Origin of the sequence: Pseudomonas sp. Root569 (assembly GCF_001427465.1) — a bacterium.
Lineage (GTDB): Bacteria > Pseudomonadota > Gammaproteobacteria > Pseudomonadales > Pseudomonadaceae > Aquipseudomonas > Aquipseudomonas synxantha.
The window spans coordinates 578,900-594,992 of record NZ_LMGQ01000024.1; the positions used below are offsets into that span (position 1 = coordinate 578,900).

Consider the following 16,093-nt stretch of genomic DNA (forward strand, 5'->3'; position numbering starts at 1 on the left):
GCCTTAGCATGCGTATTTGTCGGCTTTCATATCCATGCCCAATTCAATGCTTATGCACACGACAGAAAAATGCACTGACATGATCTTACGCGCCAGTTCCAGAAACACCGGGCGCAGCTCTACCGAATGTTTGTGACACTTAAAATAACCTTTCACCTCGCCTTCTTTAACCATACGTATCAAATGCGTCTTTGAAACACTCAAACGTTTCGAAAGCTCAACATAGGATGAGACTTTCTGATTAGAGTGTAACGATCCGTTCCTCATTGCATCTGTATAAAGCGCGAGCATGGGTAGATGCCCCCCGGCTCGATTGACGAGCCACATTGTTTCGGGCATTAGCTTGTCAAGCATCAAGTCGGCTTCAAGCAACTTGGAGAAGCCTCTGAAGAAATAGCGCAACAAATCTTCGGAATTTAAGGCGTTCACCTGGCGGCCCAAATAAGGCACGATCATTTGCGACGGCAACAGAAACGCCTTGAGCATACTCGCGGTTTCACACAATGCCGTTTGTGTCGGTACGAAAATACGCTGCCTTCCATCTTCGTTATGCAGATGAACATGCATATACCCGGAGATGAAAAAAAAAGAAAAATAGGCATCTAGGCTATTGCGCGAAAGATATCCTCGCTCCTGACAGAAGGCCTTGACTTTAGACAAGGGAACGCGACTATCTTCATAACTGAAGCTTAATAAAGAGAGCGCGACTATGTACCTGTCGTATTTCAACAACGTCTTGTAGAAAAACGGCTTTTCTCGATAGCTTTGCGTTACCAACTCGAAGTGGAGAAGAATAGCTTCGTCCATATCACTTTGGGTCATCGCGTAACTGGTCTCTTTCAAATAGTTCAGTAGATCAGTTTTATTCATCGACGCTCAACAGACCTCATGCCACAACATCAGACAACTATTACCATCATCGTGCACAGTATATGCGTATTTGCCCCTGTGTTTTTTTCAGCCCAAAAATGTTCTATTTCACACAGATGGGTAAATCGCGCGCCTGGCAGACTTTGACATATACCCAGCTAGGCAATGCAAGCGCCCCCTACGCATGAAAAAGCCCCAGGCCAAAAGACCTGGGGCTTTTTTGTGTGCGCTCAACACGCCCATTTAAAGTCCTGGAAAGCCACCTCCCCAGGCAACACAGCAGTCACGTAGTGACCCTTCCCCCGAGCAGCCTGCAACGACGCCGCATAGCTAACCCCCGGCCCAAACCCATCAATCACCCGAAAAACCCCCTCAAGATGACAATCCAGAATCAACGTCACCCCCGGATAATCCCTTACCAACTCTCCCGACAAATCGCTCAGCACCAACGCTTCCGGCGCCAGGTCAATCAACAACCAACTACGATGCTTGAAGCGCCCTCCCACATCCTTGAGCAACGCGTTCCATTCCATGGCGAAGCCTCATCGACTGGCTATCAGCACAGGAATGGCGTTGTTCAGTGAAAACGCCACGAGGAATACGGCCAGGCCCACGTCGATCTGCCGGGTGTATTTGAGGAACAGCGCTTTGATCGGGCCCTGACCGAAGAGCAGGGCCACCACGGAGTACCAGATGACTTCGAGCGTCGAGCACAGCAGCACCACCAGGACTTTTTCGATGTCCGTACGCGGCGATGAAAGAAAGCCGGCGTAGATACTGATCATGAAGGCGATGGTTTTCATGTTGCTGATGTTGGTGATGACCCCCACGCGGTAAGCCTTGGCGAAGCTGGTCGCGCCCGGGGCGGTGCTGTCGGCGGTGCCGGTGTTCTTTGCCAGTACGCTTTTGATGATGCTGTAGGCGATGTACAGCAGGTACGCCGAGCCGCATAACGTGGCGACTTTGGAAAACGCCGGGTACTGATGCAGCAGAGCCGCCAGGCCCAGCAATGAGATGGTCGAGAAAAACACGCCGACCGTGCAAATGCCCAGGGTCGCACCGATACCGGTCGAGACCGACCCCAGCGAAGAAAATCGGCTGACAATGATGAAGTTGGGCCCCGGGCTTATCACCGCCAGGATATAGATCAATGCTGCTGTAAACATGGGAACTCCTTGTATGAGGCAGCAGCCGGCGCAGGCTGCTGCCGAGGGCAGGTCAGGCCAATGCGTGCAGCGGGGCTTCGGCCTGTGCGAGTTTTTCCTCCAGGGACGCCAGGATGTGTTCGACCCGCAGCGAAATCAGGCTGAATGAACCGGCGTCTCCCAGGCCGTGGGAGCTTTCGCATAACCCGTTGAGAAACACGGCGGGCAAGTCCTCAAGAGACGTGAGGCTGTAATCGCGGTTGACCACCAGTGCGCCGTGGGCGTCCGCATGAAACCGTGCGTGATAAGGCGCCAGCAGCGGCGGATAGAGCTCGCCATTTTCCTTGGCGGCAATGTCCTTGAAGCCGGTGGCGAGCACCAGTGCGTCCAGCGCCAGGGTCGAGTGGGTCAGTTGGTTGACCTCCTTGAGCCCCAGCTCCACCTGCCCCGATGCACTGATCTGCGCCTGCTCAATGGCGATGTTGTTGAGAATGTGAATGCGCTGCTTGCCCTGCAACTTTTCCTCATGAATGCGTACGTAGAGGGCGTTGATCACATCTTCATCGGCCGAGCTGTAATTGGTGCCGCGCAGTTGCTTGTCCACCCGCGCCTTGGCCTCGGGCGGCAGGTTGAAGTAGTAGTCGATAAACTCCGGGAAATACACCTTGTCGCTGAATGGGCTGGTGTCCTTGAGCCGGAAGCTGAAGCTGCGGTGCAGCGAGTAGATGTCTTTGTCCGGGAACCTGGCGGTCAGGTCGAGCACAATCTCCACGGCACTCTGGCTGGAGCCCACTACACCGATGCGCTGCACGCTGGGAGGCAGCTTGTTGAGGCGCTCCAGGTAGTGATTGAGGTGGAACACCTGAGGGCCAGTCAGGCCCTCGAAAACCGCCGGGATATTCGCCGTACGCCCGGTGCCCAGCACCAGGCTACGCCCGTAAATGACGCGCTGATCGTTATAGGTGACCTTCCACACCTGCTCGCCTTTGAATAGCAACGGCTCGACCCTTTGCGCGAACGCAGAGGACTCGACACTGCCCAGAAAATGCCCGGCGACCCATTTGATGTACTCGGCATATTCACGCCGCAGCGGATACGTCAGCGGCAGGTTGAGGTAGTCGAACAGGCGACCGGTTTCTTTCAGGTAGTTGACGAAGCCATAGTGGCTGCGCGGGTTTCGCGGGGTGACCAGGTCGCGCAAAGGGTTGTTCTGGATATCCGAACCGCTGAGCAACATTTCATCCTGCCAGTCCGGCGTTTGCTTGGCGTCCAGGAAGCGATAGGTCAGCGCAGAAGCGGATTCTTCAAGGCCAATAGCCAACGCCAGGTTGGAGGGGCCAAAACCAATACCCACGATATCGAAAACAGTGTCTGACATGGAAAAGCTCCTATCCCTGGATTGGCTTCAATGGAAGATGGTAATAGTGATACGCCGTGTTTTCGATAAACCCAAAGCGCGTGTATAAGTTTCGTGCCTTTGGGTTGTCGTCTGCGCCCTCGATGAATAACTGCTTGGCGCCGGTTGTTTGTGCGAATGCCTTGGCGGCATTCAATAACGCCAGGCCAACTCCCGCCCTTCGTTTTGAGGCTTCAACATATAAGTCATTGAGTATCCACAGGCGCTCTAGTGTGACGCTTGAAAAGCTCGGAAAGAGTTGCGTGAACCCAATGACTTCATTGTTTACTTGCGCGACGATAATAATTGACTCGCCTAAAAAGAAGCGTTGTTGAATAAATGCCAGGGAGCGAGCCAGGTCGGAAGCTTCACCATAGAACTCGCGGTATTTATCCAGCAAGGGTGCGATGGCAGCGGCGTCATCGAGGGACGCGTGCCGGGTGATAATGGCATCGGTCATGAAGTGATTACCTCGGCAAACGCTTGCTCGAGAATCTGCACGCCTTGGTTGATCTGCGCCTCAGTGATGGTCAGGGCCGGAAGAAACTTCAGGACCTGGTTATCGATGCCGGAGGTTTCAATGATCAGGCCATGTGCATAGGCGCGCGCAGCAACTTTCTGCGCCAGGCTCGCGTCCTCGAACTCGATGCCCTTGAAGAACCCGCGCCCTTTCAGGCGGTTGGGCGCCTTGGCGGCGAAACCTGCGGACAGCTTCTGCAACGCATCATGTAGCACGCCCGTCTTGGCCTTGAGCGCCTGAGTGAAACCCGCGTCGCTCCAATAGTGGTCGATCACTGCCTTGCCGGTGACGAACGCCAGGTTGTTGCCGCGAAACGTGCCGTTGTGCTCGCCCGGCTCCCACACATCCAGATGGGGCGCCAGCAAGACCAGCGACATGGGCAAGCCATAACCGCTGATCGACTTGGACAACGTCACGATGTCTGGGGTAACGCCCAGGGCTTCGAAACTGAAAAAGTCACCCGTACGCCCGCAGCCGGCCTGGATATCATCGATGATCAGCAGGATGTCATGGGCCTGGGCGATGCGTTGCACAGTGTGTACCCAGGCGGCCGAGGCACTGTTCACACCGCCCTCGCCCTGCACGGTTTCCAGCACGATGGCCGCCGGTTTGTCGATGCCACTACCGCTGCGCAACATCCTGTCCAGGTACAGCGAAGTGTCCACACTGTCGCCGAAGTAGCCGTCATAGGGCATGAACGTGACATTGCTCAGGGTCACGCCGGCGCCGGCTCGCTTGCGCGGGTTGCTGGTCAGGGCCAGGCTGCCCAGGGACATGCCATGGAAGGCATTGGTAAACGCTACGATGTTCTGGCGCCCGGTGTACTTGCGCGCCAGCTTGATCGCCGCCTCTACCGCATTGGTGCCGGTGGGGCCGGGGAACTGCACTTTGTAACGCAGGTTGCGCGGCGCCAGGACCTGTTCTTCAAATGCGGTGAGGAACGCTTTCTTGGCGGTCGTCTTGAAATCCAGGCCGTGGGTGATGCCATTTTGCGCAATGTAGTCGAGCAGCGCGGCCTTTAGAACCGGGTTGTTATGCCCGTAGTTCAAGGCACCGGCACCACTGAAAAAGTCGATAAACAGCTGACCTTGCTCACTGGTCAGCGTTGAACCCTCAGCGGTATGGAACGTGTCGGTAAAGTCTCGGCAATAAGAGCGTACGTTGGACTCTTTAAGCTCGAATATATCCAGGGGTTGTTGTAGTTCAGGCACTGCCTGTGCCAATGAGTAATTCAGCGTCGCCGTCATATACAGGTACCGTTCATCAATCCAATTGAATGGACTTCCAACAGGTAGAGCTATTTCCCAGTGGCCATGTAGCGAATGCTGAGAAGACTTTAATCCTTGAAGTCCGCATGCAACTTTTCATCCAATGAAACATGACCCGCTCTGTTGGCCAGCAGGAACAATGACGTCTTTCGCCTATTAAACTAGCAGCAATTACTCCCTGAGCAACTGAATATAAATTCATATGCTTATGACGCATTTCAGACGTTCGGCGATGGTACCGCTGGGTACCATCGCCATGGGGTCAGTGAGGCTGCAATGCCTTGAGTCGTTCCTCGAGGTTCTGTGCAGGAAAGCGTTTTTGCAGCTCGGCGAGCTTTGCCGTCGCCGCCGCATCATCACCTGCCTGGCGCAGGCGTAACACGTCCTGCAAACCCTGCTCAAGCGGTTCCGGCACAGCGCGCTTGGCCATGTTGGCTTGGGGCAAGGCATCGCTGCTCATTTCGGCGCTGAACGATTCGAAGCGTGGCGGCGCGCTCATAGGCGCAGGTGCAGGCGCAGAGAACGCAGCCGGGGCAGCCAGGCGCGTGTTCGGCACGTGCTCAAACTCGCTGGTGCGCGTGACCACACCCACCAGCAACGCCACACCGGCAACGCTGGCGAATGCCATTTGCCAACGCGGTTGCTGGCACACGCGCAGCCAGCGCTGCCAAAGGTTGGGCGATGGTTTTGGTGCCTCGCGGTGGGCGGTGGCCAATATGAACGCGTCCAGTGACGCCGGCGGCTCGCCGCTGCTGTGTTGACGAAAGTGCTGGATCAGCCCGTCGTCGGTGTCTGGGTCGTGTCGGGAGTCGTTCATGCGGGTATCTCCTCGGCCAGCAGGCGGCGCAGTTTCTGCTGGGCGTAGCGCAGGCGGCTTTTTACGGTTTCCAGCGGGGCGCCGGTGAGGGTGGCGATCTGCGGTACTTCGAGCTCGCCGTGCAGGCGCAGCAGGAAGACTTCGCGCTGGTCTTCGGGCAGGTCTTGCAGGGCAGCGTCGAGGCGCGCCTGGTCGCGGCTCAGGCTCAGTTGTTGCTCTGGGCCGGCGCTGCTGTCGGGTTGGGCGTGCAGTTGCTCATCGTAGCTGTCGTGCAAGGGGTTGTGGATGCCGTGTTTGCGCCAGTGGTCGATCAGGCGGTTGCGGGCGATCTGGAACAACCACGTACGAAAACTCGCCCGGCCCTGTGGCTGGGTGTTGCTGCGGATCAGGCTGAGCCAGGTGTCCTGGTAGATTTCTTCGGCCAGTTCGGCCTTGTTGCACAGGGACATGAGAAAGCGGTACAGGCCCTGGCGGTGGCGCGTGTACAGGGCTTCGAATGCGCCAGCATCACCGGTTCGGTAGCGGGCCAGCAGCGATTCGTCGCTGGGTGAGTCGTCTGGAACGGCCATGTAAAAGGTGAACTCCTTCTATCAGTCGAAGCGGAACTAACTGTGGGAGGGGCGGCGCGACGGTTCGACTTGCTCCCGATAGCGGTGGATCAGTATCAAATGTGCTGTCTGACACTCCGCCATCGGGAGCAAGCCCCCTCCCACATTTGATTGTTGTCATGGCCGATATCAGTGTTTGAGGCTCAGGGCCAGTTCGACCAGTTGCACGAACTCATTGCGCAGGCCGAACGGGTCATCGCCGCGGGCCGAGCGGGCAAGTTTGGCGGTGTCCTGCAAACTCATGTTGCCAGTGTAGCGGCCATCGCCCTTGAGCTGTTGGGCGAACGCGGCAACGGCGGCTGAGAAGCGCAGGTCTTCGCTGGCTGGGGTGGGCTGGTTGGCAATGGGGCGTTCGATCAATTGGCTGTTGCCACCTGCTGCAGGTTTGTAGCGCACCCGTAGCATCGCCAGCTCGTCGGATTTACCTTCAACCGCAGGCGCGGCAGCATAGCGCAAAGGCTCCAACCAGCCCTTCTCGCCCTTGGGGACGATTTCGTAAAGCGCAGTCAGCGTATGCCCTGCGCCGATTTCACCGGCATCGACCTTGTCGTTGTTGAAATCTTCACGCTTCAAGGCACGGTTTTCATAGCCCAGCAGGCGGTATTCGCTGAGCTGGGCGGGGTTGAATTCCACCTGCAGCTTCACATCCCGGGCGACCACGGCCAGGGTCGAGCTGAGTTGCTCCACCAGCACCTTGCGCGCTTCACGCAGGTTGTCGATATAGGCGTAATTGCCATCGCCCGCATCGGCCAGTTGTTCCATCAGGTGTTCGTTGTAGTTATCCACACCAAAGCCCAGGGTGGTCAGGGACACGCCGCTTTTACGCTGCTCGACCGCCATTTGTTTGAGGCTGTCGAAGTCGCTGATGCCCACGTTGAAGTCGCCGTCGGTGGCCAGCAGGATGCGGTTGATACCCTTGTCGATAAAACCCTCGCGGGCCATCTGGTAGGCCAGCTCGATGCCGGAGGCGCCTGCGGTGGAGCCACCGGCGGTAAGTTGGTCGATGGCGTTGCGGATGGTGTTTTTGTCACGCCCGGAGGTGGGCTTGAGCACCACGCGGGATTCACCGGCATAGACCACCAATGACACGCGGTCCTGATCGCGCAGTTGGTCCACCAGCAATTTCAACGTGCTTTTCACCAACGGCAATCCTTCGCGACGGTCCATGGAGCCGGACACGTCCACCAGGAACACCAGGTTGGCCGGCGCCAGGTCCGCCACGGCGCGGTCGGAGGCCTTGATGCCGATGCGCAACAGTTGGGTGTGCGGGTTCCAGGGCGTGGCGGCGAGCTCGGTGTTGACGCCAAAGGGTGATCCATCGGTGGGCAGCGCGTAGTTGTACGGGAAGTAATTGACCATTTCCTCCAATCGCACGGCGCCTTCGGGCGGCAGGCGACCTTGATTGAGGAAACGCCTGACGTTGGCGTAGCTGCCAGTGTCGACGTCGATGCTGAAAGTGGAAACCGGGGTCTCGGCGACGCGATGCACCGGGTTGTCCGGCAGGTTGGCGTATTGCTCGCGAGGTTCGCTGCGGTAGTCCATCGTCGCCATTTCCCGCACTCTCATCGGCGCCGGCATCGCCATGCGTTTGACCATAGCGCCCTGGGCCGGCGCGCTTTGCAGCTCGGCGACGGGCGCCGGTTCAACAGGCTTGGCGACATCCGGGGGCGACGACAACCCACACCCGGCCAGCGTCACCAGCAGGGTAACGACAAAGCCTTGGGCAGCAGGACGCAGCAAAAGCAGAGAGCGGGACATGGGCTGAACCTCGTGAATGAATGATCCGTTCAACCGATCAGACGTAGCCCAACCTCCCTACGGGTTAAACGCGGATATTGCGCCGTCGGCTCGCTGCGTCACCTTTCGAGACATAACCAACTGAACCTGCCATCACCACCCACCACATATCGAGGGTCAGCCTCCCTGTCAGAACCGTCTGTTTCTTGAGTGCTTTGGAGGCTTTAAATCAGAGAAACCGCGATGAACTCCGTAAACACCCTCGCAAACCGCTATCAGCCGCCCTCATTCGCCGAACGGCCCAGCTATGCCGGGGCCGCTTCAGGCAAGCCGTCCTACACCACCGAGCAAGCGGCAGAGCAGATCACCCGAACAGGCTATCGTTGGACAGAGCGTAACCAAGATGGCACCACACCCATCGGCTATCGTTTTTTCACACCTTCGCAGGCCACGTACAGCACACCCGCCGGCGCTAACGAATTCTCCCCGTCGCAAAAAGAGCAGGCCAGGCGCGCCATGCAGTCTTGGGCGGATGTCGCCAATATCACCTTCACTGAGAATGCACCCGAGGCCAAAGGGCAACTGTTACTGGGCAATGACCCGAACCAGACCGGCCATTCGGGCCGTGCGTCTTATCCAGGCATCTACAGCGATGGCACACAGGCCTGGTTCGCGTCCGATGGCATGAATCGCCCCTTCACCCAGGGCAGTTTCAGCCGTTATCTGCTGGCCCATGAGATCGGCCATACCCTGGGGCTGATGCACCCCGGCAAATACAACAATGGCGGCAGCTACGCTGAAAGCGCCGGCTATGCCGAGGACAATCGCGCCTACAGCCTGATGAGTTACTGGTGGGCTGGTCACCTGGGCCATGACCACAACAAGAACGGCCAAACCCACTATGCCAGCGCGCCGCTGATGGACGACATCACCGCCATCCAAAAGCTCTACGGCGCTAATTACAAAACCCGCGACACCGACACGGTGTACGGCTTCAACTCCAATACCGGGCGTGACTTCCTCAGCCTCAACTCAGCGGACGACGCACCCGTGTTCAGCGTGTGGGATGGGGGCGGCAACGACACCCTGGATTTCTCGCGGTTTCATCAGGACCAGACCATCAACCTGAAGGCTGAACACTTCTCCGATGTCGGCGGCATGAAAGGCAACGTCTCCATTGCCAAAGGCGTGACTCTGGAAAATGCCATTGGCGGCACGGGCGCTGATCGACTTATCGGCAACCAGGCCGATAACCGCCTGACCGGTGGCCTGGGCCAGGACACCCTTACCGGTGGGCTGGGCAAGGATACCTTTGTGTATAACAGCGCCAGCGAGTCGACCCAACAGCGCCCCGACCTGATCACTGATTTCACCAGTGGGCAGGACAAGATCGATGTGTCCGCTGCGCTGCATACCGCCGGGATCAAGGACCTGCAGTTTGTACGTCGTTTCAGCGGTCGGCCGGGCGAGGCGTTGCTCGGTTATGACCCGAACACGCGCCAGCACAGCCTGGCCATTGACCTGAACGGCTCGGGCCAAGCCGGCCTGTTTATCAAGAGCCAAGGGCCAATCAAGCCAGACGACGTGATCAGCCGAGCCTCCCAGCCGAACCCTATGCCGACCCCACCCGCCCGGGTTACGCCTCAACCGCCAACCCCGCGACCGCCGTCGCCAGCGGATGTCGCACCGTACAAGCCCCATCCCACGCCAACAGCCGCGCCGCAACAGGCGCCGTTCTCCTTGCAGAACCACGCCAACGCATCCCTTAAGGGCACACCGATGCATGCAGCGGCCAGGGCCGTGGGCAATATTCGCGAGGTGACAGTCACACGGGACTCATGGGGCTACGAACGCGTGCATACCCGCTCGTTGGGTACCGGCTCGCTGATCAACGATGGCAACAGCGTGCTGACCAACCAACATGTGCGCGACGCGCTGGCCAAGGGCAGCAAGCTCGAGCTTTGGCTGGGTTATGAACAAGACAGTAGCGGGCGGATGAAGGTAGAGCGCAAAGTGCCGCTGGACCCCAACCCGCTCAGTGGCGACGCGCGGCTGGACTACGCCGAGCTGCGTGTCGATTTGCCCGCCGGCGAGAAAAAAGCCTTGGCCGAGCAGTTCCGGCCGCTCAAGTTGGCCTCCGGCCCCCAAGCATCGCCTGGGCAGAAAGTCTTTATGCCCAACCATGGACAAGAGGCCCTCGGCATTTCATTTCTAAATGCCAAGGGCCAACCCGCCACGCTCAACGGATACGACCAGGACAGCCGTTTTCAGGGCACGGTCTACCACGACGCCTTCAAGAAACCCGGCACCTCCGGGTCACCGCTGATCAGCGTCGATACGGGCGAGATCGTGGCCTTGCACAACGGCTCCATCGGCGCCAGCGTGAACGGGCAGCGCGACTCTATGGGCACGGCCACCCGCATCGACTTGATCCAACAGCACCGTCGTCAGAGGTGACGCGGTTTACTTGTTGCCGCTGATCAGTCCGTGCCGTACTTCGGATTACGGGGGCCGTACAGAAGTCCGGTGCGTTGACCTGCCGACAGCAGGCGTGCACTGGTGATGCCGGCAATCGGATGCGCCGCATCGGTGGAGCTGTTGATCACCTGCTTGACCGCCGCCGTGATCAACATACCTACCAGGCCGCCGCCGTTGTTGTTGCCCTCCTCGCTGGAGGCCCGTGCAGTACCGGTCCACAAGGTGGTGCCGGTGCGCAGGTCCACCAGTTTGGCCGAGGCCGTCACCGAGGTGTCGCTGGAGATCAGCATGTACTTGGTGCCGTACTCGCTGACGGTGATGTACAGCGCCGCGTCGGCACCGAAGATGTCATGCAGCTTGGCCGGCAGTACCGCCTGGATATCATTGGCGGTGGTCAGGCCGTTCTGGCGGAAGGTTTCGTCCACCAAAGCAATCGGCAACACGTAGTAGCCGGCTTCGGCCAACGGGTACGTCACCTGCGACACCAGGCTGTAGGACGCCTGCACTTCCGGCGATTCGTTGATCGGCGGCAGTACCAGGATCGACTTGGGCCGTGCCTGTTTGTACGCCGAGTAGTCAACCGTCTTGGGCGCCGCGCAACCGCCGAGCAACGCCAGGGCCAGCAAGGCGCCGGTAAGTTTTAACAGGCTCATTTGGTGGCCACTCCGGCTTTGGCGTTTTTCAGCAGAAAGTCCATATACGCAGCGGACTCAGGGAACAGGGCCTTTTCGGTGCGAAACTCCTGCACCATCTGGTCATCCTTGCCCATGTTCATGTACAGCATGCCCAGGTGCGCGTGGTAACCCGGTGGGGCCTTGCGGCCACTGGCGTTGATCTTCTGCAGGTCGCGCTCCAGTGCTTCCACCTGCGCTTCCTTGGGCTCGCCCTTGAAGTACTCGTAAACCTGCGGCTGGTAGCTCTCCCATTGATACAGGGGCTGGGGCGCCGTCTGGCACCCGGCTACCGTCGCGATTGCTGTCAGCATCAGCGCCAACTTAACTGCCTTGCTCATCCGTGTACTGCTCCTTGAGGTGTTGCTGATCAGTTACGCGGGTTCCAGGCGCCGGCGTTGATGCCGTCGACCAGGCGGTTGATCGCTTCGCGCATGGCCAGGTCGAGGACCTTGCCGTTGAGGGTGGAGTCGTAGCTGGCGGTGCCGCCGAAGCCGACCACTTCACGGTTGGACAGCGCGTACTCACCGGCGCCCTGGGTGGAATACACCACTTCGGAGGTGTTGATGTTGACGATATTCAACGCGACTTTGGCGTAGGCCACTTGGGTCTTGCCACGGCCGAGGATGCCGAACAGCTGGCGGTCGCCGGTTTCTTTGCGGCCGAACTCGGTTACATCGCCGGTCACCACGTAGTCAGCGCCCTTGAGCTTCTGCACGGTGCCTTTGATTTTGGCTTCCTGGGAGATCTCGCCCATGTTGTCGCGGTCCAGCACGCTGAAGCGGTTGGTCTGCTGCAAATGGGTGATGAGGATGGTCTTGGCCTGGCCGCCGAGACGGTCGACACCATCGGAGAAGATGCCGCGCATGTAGCTGGAGCGGTTGTCGAACTTGCCCACGGCAATCGGCACACGCACGCCGGAATAGGCCACGTGGGCGCTGGCGACTTGCTCCACCGGCATCGCACGGTTGCTCTCGGTGGCGCAACCGGCCACGGTCAACAGCGCCGCGGCGGTGAGGCCCGACAGCAGGATTTTGGACAGTGTCTTCACAGGGTGCTCCTTGGGTGAGGAAATCAGCGTTGCCGGGTTTTCCAAGGAGTTAGGCAGCCTGACAATACGCTGGCCTGAATTCTTCCCTGAAAGACTGTGATGCAACGGCTGCGGCATTTTACGGGGTTGAGAGCGGTTCTCAAGATGTTTCGCCCCGAGTAGTGAAATCCAACACAAACCCAATGTGAGAGGGGGCGCGCTCCCGATGGCGGTGAGTCAGTCAACCCATCACTGACTGGACTACCGCTATCGGGAGCAAGCCCCCTCCCACACTGGTATCAGAGCGTCACGCCCTACGTAAGCAGGCTGAGCCAGCGCAAGTTGCCCCGTGCCGAACGCTGCGGATCCACACACATCTAATGTGGGAGGGGGCTTGCCCCCGATGGCGGTGAGTCAGCCAACACATCATTGACTGATTCACAGCTATCGGGAGCAAGCCCCCTCCCACACTTTGTTTTGCGGTGTTGCTTAGAAGGCGTAGCGCGCCTTGAGCATCACGCCGTCCGCATCGAAACCGCTACGTGCCTGGCGGGTGTAGCTGGCGCCGACGGTGAAGTCCGACACCTTGTAATTCACACCCACACTGGCCTCGTAGCTGTCACGCGCCACCGACGCACCTGTGACGGTAAACGCCGAACCACCGGCCACGAAGTTGGAGGTTTGCGCCACGCGGTCACCCATCAAATCGTGATAGGCCATCAAGGTCGCTTCCGGTTGCAACGTACCGGCGCTCAGCGGCAGGTTGGCCGCCAAACGCACACCAGCGCCCAACTCACCCACTTCATAACGCTGCGAAGACGTGCTCAAAGCCGCCGACGAACCTTTCTCGGTAAACCCATCCATGCGCACGTTGGCATAACGTGCAGCCACCCGCGGCTCGATTACCACCGCCTGGGTCGGCTTGAAGCTGTAGCCACCGATCACGCTGGCCGACAACACATTGCTGTCGTAGCTGCCCTTGGCCGTGGTGCCCGCGACGTGGCGCTTGCTGTCGTTCTCGTTATGGCCGTAGCTGAGGCTGCCATCGACGAACCAGTTCTGCAGCGCCCAGTTGCCGTACAGCGACAACGCGTGGCCTTCGACGTCGGTCTTGTTGCCCAGGTCCGAATGAATGTTCGAATTCAGGTAGCTGTAGGCCACGCCCAGGGTGGTGGTGTCGTTCAAGCGACCGTCCACACCCACCGCCATGCCGCTGCTGTTGGCCGAGTAACCGTTGTTGCCGCCACGGCCGTCCTGGTCCATGTTGCTGCTCAGGCCCTGCCCCCACACACCGCCGACCTGATGGCTTTCCCGCTGGTCGGTGAGGCGGTTGAAGATCGCACCGTTGACCACGGTTTGCCCAGACAGGGCCACGTCGAGGGCGCCACGGTTGACGTCGGGCGTGAGCTGGTCGGCGAGCTGCGCCAGTTGCTGTGCAGTCCCGGCGTTGGCCAGGCTCTGGAACACCGGGTCGTTCTGGTTGAGTTGACCGAGCACATCGTTTTTCAACACGTTGACCGCGGTTGCAGCCGACGCACCCGCACTCACACCCGCCAACTCCTGTTGCACCTGCTGATCGCTTTTCACCGCCACCACGGCCTTGACCGTCTGCGCATCGGCCGAGTAGCTGAGCACGTTCAGCAACGACGACGCGCTGGCGACGGCCACACCGTTGTTCTGCACGCTGGTGGCTTGCAGCAAAGTGTATTGCGTGCCGGCTTTAGGCGCCGCGAAGTCGCCCGGGTTGGCGCTGACTGTCAGCTTGGAAGTCTGGGCCAGGTTGGCGGTGCCGTTGACGGTGAGGTACGGCGTGGTCGGCACCACACTGTCGGCCAGGTGCATATCAATGCCAGCGCCGCTGGCCACATTGAGATCGCCGGTGATGGCGGTGCCAGGCGCGGAGAGGTTCAGAGAACCCGAGTTGACCGACACCGGCGCGATGATACGGCTACCGCTGAAACCTGCCTGACCGCCGATGTTGACGGCGCTGAGGTTGAGCAGGTCGCCGGTGATTTTGCCGCCGGTCCAGTTCAGGCTGGCAAGGTTGTTGGCGTCGACGGCGATGCCGCTGTTGCTGCGGATTTCGCCGGCTTGCTGGTTGATTTCAAAGCTCGCAACCTGCTCGGTCGTATCCACATGGATCGCAGTACCGTCCGCCGCGATGAGGCCGCGGTTGACGATGCCGCGTGCGCCCGTGGCGCTGTTCTGCGCAAAGCTGGCGCCGGAAAGATCGAAGGCATTGGCAGACGCGCCCTTGGCTTCAATGGTGCCGGTGTTGAGGATGTAATCAAAGGTGCCGCCGTAGAGAAACAGCCCTTTGGCCTCATCGCCATTGGCAGAAATCAGGCCACTGTTTTCAATACGCAGGGGGCTGGTATCGGTTTCCACTTCCACACCCCAAGCGCCTTCGCCTGTTGCGGTAATCGAGCCCGAGTTGAGGATCTTGCCGCCGATGGTGGTCGGCGTGTCGCCGTTGACGTCAAGGATCAACCCAATCGCGCCCGGGCCGGCCATGTCGATCACACCGGTGTTGGATACGTCACCCGCAATGGTGGTGCCGTGCAGGTAAATGCCTTCACCGCCGCCCAGGTAGCCGGGCGTCGTCACGGTACCCAGCGGAGGCGTGGAGCGAATGGTGCCTGAGTTGATAAGGCTGCCACCAATGGTGGTGGGGCCGATCTCAAGCCCTTCATAGGCGCCGTTGCGCATCAGCAGGTTGCCGGCCTGAACCACATCCCCGGTGACAGTGCTCGGGGCCAAACCGGTAGGGCCAGTCCAGAACATCGGGTCGATGGCGATCGCACGGATGGTGCGGCCTTGCGAGTCCAGCGTGATGTCGGCGCGATTGATCAGCGAGCCTTGAATTTGGGTGTTGGCAAATCCCAGGCCGGCGGGGTCGGTGGTGTTGGTGTCGACCACGCGGGAAAACTGACCGGTGATGGTCACCGGCTCACTGAACGACTCACTGGCCCAAATATTCTTACCCTGACCCAGGTCGAACTCGACCGCCAGCACCTGGGTGCTGATGGCGCCGACCATGATTGCCAACAGGCTTTTCTGGAACTGCTTACGCTTCATTTCAAACTCCATGAACTACAGTCAAAGCCGCCAATACGCCCGGCGGTAGTAGGTGTGCTGAGCGAAAGGATCAATTGATCCGAATGAGGCCCCCCGGGCGCCCCTGCAAATTCCGGGCGCGAGCCAATGCACCGCGAGCGGTGGCAGAAAGGGGGCCATAAAGGGGAGAGGTTCACATTAATCCTTAATGTCATTTGAAAACGATGCAGTCCATGCAGCCCGACCGATTGCGGGTGGGCGGGGTAAAGACACTCGGATAAACGAAATGTTCAAAGCCCAAGGGGAAGACGCTTCACGATGGATGCCATTGCGTGACGGGTGGTGCCATTGCGGTGATGCCTTGCGCGGTTTTGGGTGAGGGGCTTATAGCCCGGCGGTCGCCCAACAGGGCGATCGGATTTGGCGATCCGTTGACCGTATGCGAAAGCTTTCTGCTTGCTTGCAGGGGCTTCCGTACCCGCATTGCTGCTTTATG

At 59.2% G+C, this 16,093-nt stretch carries 14 protein-coding genes; 1 reads left to right on the forward strand and 13 read right to left on the reverse strand.

What is annotated here, in order from left to right:
• Positions 1-3 precede the first annotated feature (3 nt).
• From ASD70_RS20070 to ASD70_RS20110, 9 genes are all read right to left on the reverse strand, one after another.
• Complete coding sequence (locus ASD70_RS20070; protein ID WP_056847260.1) at positions 4-870, reverse strand: hypothetical protein; 867 nt, start codon at positions 868-870, stop codon at positions 4-6.
• A 230-nt stretch (positions 871-1,100) separates the two neighbouring features.
• Positions 1,101-1,403 (reverse strand): hypothetical protein, encoded by a 303-nt coding sequence (locus ASD70_RS20075; RefSeq protein WP_043049139.1) that lies wholly within the window; start codon positions 1,401-1,403, stop codon positions 1,101-1,103.
• Positions 1,404-1,412: 9 nt separating this feature from the next.
• Complete coding sequence (locus ASD70_RS20080) at positions 1,413-2,036, reverse strand: LysE family translocator (protein WP_056847261.1); 624 nt, start codon at positions 2,034-2,036, stop codon at positions 1,413-1,415.
• 52 nt (positions 2,037-2,088) lie between these two features.
• Entirely contained in the window at positions 2,089-3,393 is a 1,305-nt protein-coding gene (locus ASD70_RS20085; RefSeq protein WP_056847262.1) for a SidA/IucD/PvdA family monooxygenase, read from the reverse strand.
• 10 nt (positions 3,394-3,403) lie between these two features.
• Positions 3,404-3,871: a GNAT family N-acetyltransferase gene (locus ASD70_RS20090; RefSeq protein WP_046070351.1), complete on the reverse strand. Its 468-nt coding sequence runs from the start codon at positions 3,869-3,871 to the stop codon at positions 3,404-3,406.
• Complete coding sequence (gene ectB / locus ASD70_RS20095) at positions 3,868-5,121, reverse strand: diaminobutyrate--2-oxoglutarate transaminase (protein ID WP_201783020.1); 1,254 nt, start codon at positions 5,119-5,121, stop codon at positions 3,868-3,870. The genes ASD70_RS20090 and ectB overlap by 4 nt, the downstream gene beginning before the upstream one ends.
• A 340-nt stretch (positions 5,122-5,461) precedes the next feature.
• On the reverse strand, positions 5,462-6,016 hold the full coding sequence (locus ASD70_RS20100; protein ID WP_056847264.1) for a hypothetical protein: 555 nt from the start codon (positions 6,014-6,016) through the stop codon (positions 5,462-5,464).
• On the reverse strand, positions 6,013-6,585 hold the full coding sequence (locus ASD70_RS20105) for an RNA polymerase sigma factor (protein ID WP_046070348.1): 573 nt from the start codon (positions 6,583-6,585) through the stop codon (positions 6,013-6,015). Before ASD70_RS20105 ends, ASD70_RS20100 begins: the two co-directional genes overlap by 4 nt.
• 168 nt (positions 6,586-6,753) lie before the next feature.
• Positions 6,754-8,382, reverse strand: a complete 1,629-nt coding sequence (locus tag ASD70_RS20110) for a vWA domain-containing protein (RefSeq protein ID WP_056847265.1) — start codon at positions 8,380-8,382, stop codon at positions 6,754-6,756.
• A 222-nt stretch (positions 8,383-8,604) separates the two neighbouring features.
• Between ASD70_RS20110 and ASD70_RS29745 the strand changes: the two genes are divergently transcribed.
• On the forward strand, positions 8,605-10,818 hold the full coding sequence (locus tag ASD70_RS29745) for a M10 family metallopeptidase C-terminal domain-containing protein (RefSeq protein WP_056847266.1): 2,214 nt from the start codon (positions 8,605-8,607) through the stop codon (positions 10,816-10,818).
• 23 nt (positions 10,819-10,841) lie between these two features.
• Here the strand turns inward: ASD70_RS29745 and ASD70_RS20120 are convergent, their stop codons facing one another.
• The 4 genes from ASD70_RS20120 to ASD70_RS20135 all read right to left on the reverse strand — a co-directional run bounded on the left by ASD70_RS20120 (position 10,842) and on the right by ASD70_RS20135 (position 15,618).
• Positions 10,842-11,492, reverse strand: coding sequence for a DUF799 domain-containing protein (locus ASD70_RS20120; RefSeq protein WP_046070346.1), 651 nt, complete (start codon positions 11,490-11,492; stop codon positions 10,842-10,844).
• Positions 11,489-11,851 carry a DUF4810 domain-containing protein gene (locus ASD70_RS20125; protein WP_046070345.1) on the reverse strand — a complete coding sequence of 121 codons (363 nt, stop codon included), beginning with the start codon at positions 11,849-11,851 and terminating at the stop codon, positions 11,489-11,491. Before ASD70_RS20125 ends, ASD70_RS20120 begins: the two co-directional genes overlap by 4 nt.
• Before the next feature lie 29 nt (positions 11,852-11,880).
• Entirely contained in the window at positions 11,881-12,561 is a 681-nt protein-coding gene (locus tag ASD70_RS20130) for a CsgG/HfaB family protein (protein ID WP_046070344.1), read from the reverse strand.
• 468 nt (positions 12,562-13,029) lie between these two features.
• Entirely contained in the window at positions 13,030-15,618 is a 2,589-nt protein-coding gene (locus ASD70_RS20135; RefSeq protein ID WP_056847267.1) for an autotransporter family protein, read from the reverse strand.
• Positions 15,619-16,093 lie beyond the last annotated feature (475 nt).